Here is a 1781-nt window from a genome sequence, read left to right as displayed (position 1 = left end):
GTCGCGGGGTCTGTGGAGGTCCAGCGGACGGTGATGCGGTCCGCGACGTCCAGGCCGCTGTTCTTGCGGGCTTCCTGGATCAGGCGGATCGCGTCGCGGGCGAGGCCGGCCCGGCGCAGTTGCGGGGTGATTTCGAGGTCGAGGGCCACGGTCGCGCCGGAGTCGGAGGCGACCGACCAGCCCTCGCGGGGGGTCTCGGTGATGATGACCTCGTCGGGTGAGAGGGTGATCCTCTCGCCGTCGACCTCCAGGGAGGCGGTGCCCTCGCGCAGGGCGAGTGACAGGGCCGCCGCGTCCGCGTCCGCGACTGCCTTGGCCACCGCCTGGACGCCCTTGCCGAAGCGCTTGCCGAGCGCCCGGAAGTTCGCCTTGGCCGTGGTGTCGACGAGCGAGCCGCCGACCTCGGAGAGCGAGGCGAGGGAGGAGACGTTCAGCTCCTGGGTGATCTGGGCGCGCAGCTCCTCGGACAGGGTGTCGAAGCCCGGGGCCGCGACCAGTGCCCGGGACAGCGGCTGGCGGGTCTTGACGCCCGACTCCGCGCGCGTGGCCCGGCCCAGCTCCACCAGGCGCCGCACCAGTGCCATCTGGGTCGAGAGGGCGGGGTCGATGGCCGCCGGGTCCGCCTTCAGCCAGGACGACAGGTGGACCGATTCCGGCGCGTGCGGGGTGACCGGGACGATGAGGTCCTGCCAGACCCGCTCGGTGATGAACGGGGTCAGCGGGGCCATCAGCCGTGTGACGGTCTCCACCACCTCGTGCAGGGTGCGCAGCGCCGCCTTGTCGCCCTGCCAGAAGCGGCGCCGGGAGCGGCGCACGTACCAGTTGGACAGGTCGTCCACGAACGCGGACAGGAGTTTCCCGGCGCGCTGGGTGTCGTAGCCCTCGAGTGCCTGGGTGACCTGGTCGGTCAGGGTGTTGAGCTCGCTGAGCAGCCAGCGGTCCAGGACGGTGCGGTCGGCGGGTGCCGGGTCGGCGGCCGAGGGCGCCCAGTGGGATGTGCGGGCGTACAGGGCCTGGAAGGCGACCGTGTTCCAGTACGTCAGGAGGGTCTTGCGGACGACCTCCTGGATGGTGCCGTGGCCCACGCGCCTGGCCGCCCAGGGGGAGCCGCCGGCCGCCATGAACCAGCGCACCGCGTCCGCGCCGTGCTCGTCCATGAGCGGGATCGGCTGGAGGATGTTGCCCAGGTGCTTGGACATCTTCCGGCCGTCCTCGGCCAGGATGTGGCCCAGGCACACGACGTTCTCGTAACTGGACTTGTCGAAGACGAGCGTGCCGACCGCCATCAGCGTGTAGAACCAGCCGCGCGTCTGGTCGATGGCCTCCGAGATGAACTGCGCCGGGTAGCGGGACTCGAACAGTTCCTTGTTCCGGTACGGGTAGCCGTACTGCGCGAACGGCATCGAGCCCGAGTCGTACCAGGCGTCGATCACCTCCGGCACACGCGTCGCCACCGCCGGGCAGCCCTCGTGCGTGCAGGGGAAGGTGACCTCGTCGATGAACGGGCGGTGCGGATCCAGCGCCGACTGGTCGGCCCCCGTCAGCCGGGACAGCTCCTCACGCGAACCGACACACGTCAGATGACCCTCCCCGCAGCGCCAGACCGGCAGCGGGGTGCCCCAGTAGCGGTTGCGGGACAGCGCCCAGTCGACGTTGTTGGTCAGCCAGTCACCGAAACGGCCGTGCTTGACCGACTCCGGGAACCAGTTGGTCTTCTCGTTCTCCTCAAGCAGCCGCTCCTTCACCGCCGTCGTACGGATGTACCAGGACGGCTGCGCGTA

Annotated in this window: 1 protein-coding gene; it reads right to left on the bottom strand. The window is 70.4% G+C overall.

Features of this window, described 5'->3' with window-relative positions; translation table 11 throughout:
- Positions 1-1781, bottom strand: a 1781-nt coding sequence (locus FKN01_RS32135) for a class I tRNA ligase family protein (protein WP_143626170.1), incomplete at both ends; no start/stop codon positions are given.

The organism is Streptomyces sp. 130 (assembly GCF_007096885.1).
In the GTDB taxonomy this organism is placed as follows: Bacteria; Actinomycetota; Actinomycetes; order Streptomycetales; family Streptomycetaceae; genus Streptomyces.
This window is presented reverse-complemented; position numbering and strand designations above follow the sequence as displayed.